The sequence below is a fragment of the Anaeromyxobacter sp. PSR-1 genome (assembly GCF_000964525.1).
Classification (GTDB): Bacteria; Myxococcota; Myxococcia; order Myxococcales; family Anaeromyxobacteraceae; genus Anaeromyxobacter.
On the sequence record NZ_BAZG01000237.1, the window covers coordinates 1 to 5,660 of the forward strand.

Here is a 5,660-nt window from a genome sequence, read left to right on the forward strand (position 1 = left end):
TGGCGTCTTCACCAATGGCATCCTGGGGAACGGCGTCTTCACCAACGGCGTGTTCACGAACGGCGTGTTCACGAACGGCGTGTTCACGAACGGCGCCCGCCTCAACAACGGCCTGGCGTTCGGCGCCGGCACCTCCGGGCTCGCCGCGAGCGGCCTGACGGGCAGCGCCCTCGCGCAGCCTGCGTTCGCCGCCTGGTTCGACCGCGACGCCGGGTACTCGTCGATGGTGATGAAGTACCTCGCGCAGTGTGCGCTGCCGGCCGGCCAGGAGCTGTCGTACGCCCGCGGGGGCGAGACCTACACGTGGCGCGGCGGCCTGGGCCTCGCGCCGCAGTGGGCCAAGGGCGGCACCATCCCCGCCGCCGAGCAGGAGCTCGTGAGCGCCTGCTTCGCCGCGCACACCAACGCGTTCGGCAAGCACGTCCAGATCTCGGTCCGCGGCTACGGCCCGTCCGGCGAGGCCATCCCCGTCACCGCCGAGGAGGTCGCCGGCTGGCGGTTCAGCGAGGCGACGTACTTCGGCAACATGTTCGACGGCTCCGGCGTGTACGTGGCGCTCTCGACGGACTCGCTCGACCCTCGCGTGTCCACGCCCCGCGGCTGCGCCGCCGAGCGCGGCATCCCGGGCTCCTGCGGGCCCATGGTCCAGGCCGGCCTCGCCGCCGACCGCTGCAGGGCGGGCGCCGACGGCGTCACGCACGCGTCGTGCTCGGTGAACGGGCGGTCGTTCCGGCCCGTGCAGGTCTTCCTGAACGCGGCCGACGTGTCCATCTCGGAGTGACCGAGGAGTCTCCCATGCTCGCCACCTTCGACCTGGCAGGACCCGCCGCCGCGCCGTCGCTCGTCTGCAGCTTCGCGAGCCACCTCGACGCGTTCGGGCGCGTGCTGCGGTTGAGCGACGGCCTGACCATCGGCCGCGCCGACCAGGCCGACCTGCCCGTGGACGACCGCGGCGCGTCGCGGCTGCACGCGCGCATCGCCCGCCGGCAGGACGGCGCCTGGACGATCACCGACCTCGGCTCGACGAACGGCACGTTCGTGAACGGCGTGCGCGTCCGGTCCGCCGTCCTCCGGGACGGCGACGAGATCCGCGTCGGCGCGGTGACCGCGTTCCGGTTCTCGGCGCGCGGCGACCTCCGCCGCACCGCGCTCGCCGCCTAGCCGGCCACCGGCCGGCCGCGGGCCCCGGCGCCCGGATCCTCGACGCGCGAGGGTCCGGGCGTCTCGCGTTCCGGGCCGGGACGCCGCCGCCGTCCGGCTCGGCGGCCACGCCGTTCGCGGCCCGGGCGGGTGGCATGTGGCGCACGTTTGGGTATCATCGCGGTCCGTCCATCCCAGGCCCCGAGCCCCGAACCGCCACCCAGTCCCCGGAACCCTTCGCATGATCAGCGTCGAGAAGATCGGCGGCACCTCGATGTCCCGCTTCGACGAGGTGCTGCGCAACATCATGCTGCGCGACCCGAGCCGCGTGTACGGCCGGGTGTACGTCGTCTCCGCCTACGCCGGCGTCACCAACCAGCTCCTCGAGCACAAGAAGACCGGCGAGCCCGGCGTGTACGCCCGCTTCGCGAACGGCGGCGACTTCACCAGCGCCATCGAGGCGCTCACCGGCAAGCTGAAGGCCATCAACGCCGGCCTCGCGCCGCTCGGGCTCGATCTGGCCCGCGCCGACGGGTTCATCGAGAAGCGCATGAAGGAGCTGCGGGCGCTGCTCGACTCGATGCGCCACGTGCTCGCGAGCGGCTACGTGCGCCGCGACAGCGTGCTGCTCGCGGCGCGCGAGATGCTCGCGGCGGTGGGCGAGGCGCACAGCGCGTTCAACAGCGTGGAGATCCTCCGGGCGAAGGGCGTCGAGGCCTCGCTGATGGACCTCTCCGGCTTCGACGACGACGACCCGCTCACCATCGACGAGCGCATCCACAAGTGCTTCACCGGCGTGGACGTCACCCGCCAGGTGGTGGTGGTCACCGGGTACACGAAGGGCGTCGAGGGCATCATGCGGGAGTTCGACCGCGGGTACTCCGAGGTCACCTTCAGCAAGGTCGCGGTCGAGCTGCGGGCCGACGAGGCGGTCATCCACAAGGAGTACCACCTGTCCTCGGCCGACCCGGAGCTGGTCGGGGCGCAGAACACGGTGGTGGTCGGGATGACCAACTACGACGTGGCCGACCAGCTGGCCGACGTCGGGATGGAGGCGATCCACCCGAAGGCCGCGAAGCCCATGGAGCTCGCCGGCATCGCCATCCGCCTGAAGAACACGTTCGAGCCGGAGCACCCCGGCACGCTCATCACCAAGGACTACGTGGGCAGCCAGGCGCGCATCGAGGTGATCGCCGGGTCACCCAAGGTGAGCGCGGTGGAGATCCACGATCCGTCGATGGTCGGGACGGTGGGCTTCGACCTCGGGGTGATGGAGATCTTCCAGCGCCACGGGATCTCGTACATCCTGAAGGCCACCAACGCGAACTCGATCACGCACGTGGTCTGGGAGAAGTCGGTCTCCTCGGCCTTCGTGGAGGAGCTCGAGAACCAGTACCAGAAGGTGACGGTGGTCCCGTCCGCCATCGTGTGCGTCATCGGGAGCAACATCGCGTTCCCCGGCGTGCTGGCCCGCGCCACCCAGGCGCTCGCCGAGAACGGCATCAACGTGAACGCGTTCTCGCAGTCGCTGCGGCAGACGAACATGCAGTTCGTCATCGACCGCAAGGACTACAAGCAGGCGGTGATCGCGCTCAACCGGGCGCTCTGCCTGAACCCGCCCACGCAGGCGGTGGCGTAGCGCGGCTGCCGGCGCTGCCGCCCGCCCGGGCGGCGGCGGCCGGGACCAGGCTCACAGCTCCAGCGCGCCCTCGTCCACCAGCCGCGACACCGCCTCGATGTCGCGGTGCAGCGCCCGGTCCTCCGACAGGTGCGGGACGCGCTCGCGCAGGCGGGCGTGCGCCTCGGCCACGCGCTGGGCGGGGCGGAGCGGGGCGCGGAGGTCCAGCGCCTGCGCCGCGACCAGCAGCTCGATGGCGAGGCAGGTCCGGACGTTCTCCACCACCTGGCGCGCCTTCAGCGCGGCGGTCATGCCCATCGACACGTGGTCCTCGCGGCCCGCGGACGACGGGATCGAGTCCACCGAGGCCGGGTGGCAGAGCACCTTGTTCTCGGAGACCAGCGCCGCGCTCGTCACCTGCGCGATCATGAACCCGGAGTTGAGCCCGTGCTGCGGCGCCAGGAACGGCGGCAGCCCGGAGAGCGACGGGTTCACGAGCTGCTCCACGCGCCGCTCCGAGATGGCGGCGAGGTGCGAGGCGGCCACCGCGAGCACGTCCAGCGCGAGCGCCACCGGCTGCCCGTGGAAGTTGCCGCCGGACACGATCTCGCCGGTGTCCGGGAAGACGAGCGGGTTGTCGGTGGCGGCGTTCACCTCGCGCGCCAGCACGCCCCGGCAGAAGCCGATGCCGTCGCGCGCGGCGCCGTGCACCTGGGGCATGCAGCGGAGCGAGTAGGGGTCCTGCACCTTGTGGCAGCCGGGGCCCTGGTGCGACGCGTTCAGCTCGGAGCCGGCCAGCAGCGCGCGCAGGTGCGCGGCGGCGGCGATCTGGCCGGGCTGGCCGCGCGCCGCCTGGATCTCCGGCGCGAACGGCCGGTGCGAGCCGAGCAGCCCCTCCAGCGTCATGGCGCCGGCCAGGTCCGCGAGCGCCGCCAGCCGCTCGGCGCGGAGCAGCGCCAGCGTGCCGACCGCCGCCATGGCCTGCGTCCCGTTCACCAGCGCGAGGCCCTCCTTCGGCTGCAGCACCACCGGCTCGAGCCCCGCGCGCCGCAGCGCCTCGCCCCCCGGGAGCCGCTCCGGTGCGCCCGCCGCGCCCGGCGGCGCGAGGAACGCCTCGCCGTCGCCGATCAGCACCAGCGCCAGGTGCGCGAGCGGCGCGAGGTCGCCCGACGCGCCCACCGACCCGCGCTCCGGCACCACCGGCACCACGCCGCGCTCCAGCATGGCGAGCAGCAGGTCCAGCGTGCGCTCGCGGATGCCCGAGACCCCCTTCGCGAGCACGTTGGCGCGCAGCAGCACCAGCGCGCGCGCCTCCGCGAGCGGCAGCGGCGCGCCCACGCCCGCCGCGTGCGAGAGCACCAGGTTGCGCTGCAGCCGCTCGAGGTCGGCCCGCGGGATGCGCACCTCGGCGAGCGTCCCGAAGCCGGTGTTGATCCCGTAGTGCGCCTCGCCGTCCTCCAGCCGGGCGTCCACCAGCGCGCGGGAGCGCCGCACGCGCTCGCGCGCCGCGGGGGCGAGCGCCGCGCGGGCGGCCCCGGTCGCGACCGCGCGGACCTGCTCCAGCGTGAGGGTCTCGCCGTCGAGGAGGAGGGTTTCCATGGGCGCTCCGTGCAGGGATGGACCGGCGGCGCCTTCCTACACCGTCCGCGCGGCGGCCGCCGTCGCTTCCCGCCGGGGCACCCGCCGTGGTGTGTGCCCCGTGGCCCGGCCGGCTCCCCGGTTGCAGCGGGCGGGCCGCATGCCACGCCGCGTCGCGCTCGCCCTGGTGCTCGCCGCCGTCCTGCTGCCCGCGCGCTTCCGCGTCCAGGTGGAGTCCCCGCCCGCGCCGCCCGCCTGCGCGCCCGCCGGCCGCGGCGTGCCGCCGCGCCACTGGCTCGGCTGCGCCGCGGACCCCGGGGACCGCCGCCCGCTCGCGGCGGACGAGCGCCTGGTGCTGGGGCTACCCATCGACCCGAACACCGCCGGCGCGCGCGAGCTGGCCCACGTCCCCGGGCTCTCCCGGCGGCTCGCCGAGGCGGTGGTGCGCAGCCGGGAGCAGGACGGGCCGTTCCGCACGGCGGACGACCTCCGCCGCGTGCGCGGTATCGGCCCCCGCCGCCTGGAGCAGGCGCGCGGCGCGCTCCGGATCGAGGCAGCGCCGTAGCGACCCGACCGGCCCTGGGGTAGGCTCCTCCACCCGGGGGCGGAGGAACGTTTTGCTCATCCGATGTGAACGCTGCTCGACGCTCTACGAGCTCGACGAGGCGCTGCTCGCGCCCGAGGGCTCCGCGGTCCAGTGCACGCGCTGCCAGCACGTGTTCACCGCGCGTCCACCGGAGGCCGCCCGCCCGGCCGCCAGCCCCGCCCCGCCTCCCGAGCCGCCGGCCATGACGCCGCCGCCGGCGCCGCCCGCGCCGGAGCCCGAGGCGGAGCCGGAGCCGCCGCGCGCCGCGCCCCGCGCGTACGCGCCCGAGCCCCCCCGCGCGGTGCGGTCCGGGCCCACGGTGTACAAGCCGCAGCCCACGCAGGCGGCGGTGACGCGGGCGCCGGTCCTGCGCAAGGACACCGTCGGCACCTTCGAGGCCCGGCTGCGGTGGAGCGCCCGGCGCAAGTGGCTCATCCCGCTGGTCGTCGCGGCCGTGGCGGTCGTGGTCGCGGCGGGCTGGCTGCTGCTGTCGCGCCGCCACGCGCCGGAGGCCGGCCGGCTCCGCGCCGAGGGGCTCGCGCTCATGGCGCTGGACGACGCCACCAGCCTGGACCAGGCGCGCGCCCGCTTCGAGGAGGCGCTGCGCCTCGCGCCGCGCGATCGCGTGCCCGAGGCGGACCTCGCCGCGGCGGAGATCCTGCGCGCCGCCGAGCTCGGCGAGGGCGCCTCCGCGCTGCAGCTGCGCGCGGCCGCCCGCGCCGCCGAGCGGGATCGCCT

The 5,660-nt window shown here is 75.1% G+C and carries 5 protein-coding genes and 1 pseudogene; 5 read left to right on the forward strand and 1 reads right to left on the reverse strand.

Annotation, left to right across the window (positions count from 1 at the left end; all coding sequences use genetic code 11):
* From PSR1_RS21185 to PSR1_RS21195, 3 genes and pseudogenes are all read left to right on the forward strand, one after another.
* Window positions 1–781, forward strand: a pseudogene (locus PSR1_RS21185) (hypothetical protein); the annotation flags it as partial.
* Window positions 782–795: 14 nt separating this feature from the next.
* Window positions 796–1,161 carry an FHA domain-containing protein gene (locus tag PSR1_RS21190; protein ID WP_059439355.1) on the forward strand — a complete coding sequence of 122 codons (366 nt, stop codon included), beginning with the start codon at window positions 796–798 and terminating at the stop codon, window positions 1,159–1,161.
* A gap of 220 nt (window positions 1,162–1,381) precedes the next feature.
* On the forward strand, window positions 1,382–2,779 hold the full coding sequence (locus PSR1_RS21195; RefSeq protein WP_059439356.1) for an aspartate kinase: 1,398 nt from the start codon (window positions 1,382–1,384) through the stop codon (window positions 2,777–2,779).
* Window positions 2,780–2,830: 51 nt separating this feature from the next.
* On the opposite strand, the gene hutH is transcribed toward PSR1_RS21195, so the two are convergent.
* Window positions 2,831–4,357, reverse strand: coding sequence for a histidine ammonia-lyase (hutH, locus tag PSR1_RS21200; protein ID WP_059439357.1), 1,527 nt, complete (start codon window positions 4,355–4,357; stop codon window positions 2,831–2,833).
* A gap of 139 nt (window positions 4,358–4,496) precedes the next feature.
* On the opposite strand from hutH, the gene PSR1_RS21205 reads away from it, so the two are divergent.
* Together PSR1_RS21205 and PSR1_RS21210 are read left to right on the forward strand one after the other, a co-directional pair.
* Window positions 4,497–4,901, forward strand: coding sequence for a helix-hairpin-helix domain-containing protein (locus tag PSR1_RS21205; RefSeq protein ID WP_059439358.1), 405 nt, complete (start codon window positions 4,497–4,499; stop codon window positions 4,899–4,901).
* A 52-nt stretch (window positions 4,902–4,953) separates the two neighbouring features.
* Window positions 4,954–5,660: zinc-ribbon domain-containing protein (locus PSR1_RS21210; protein ID WP_193388400.1), on the forward strand; the 707-nt coding region annotated here is incomplete at its 3' end.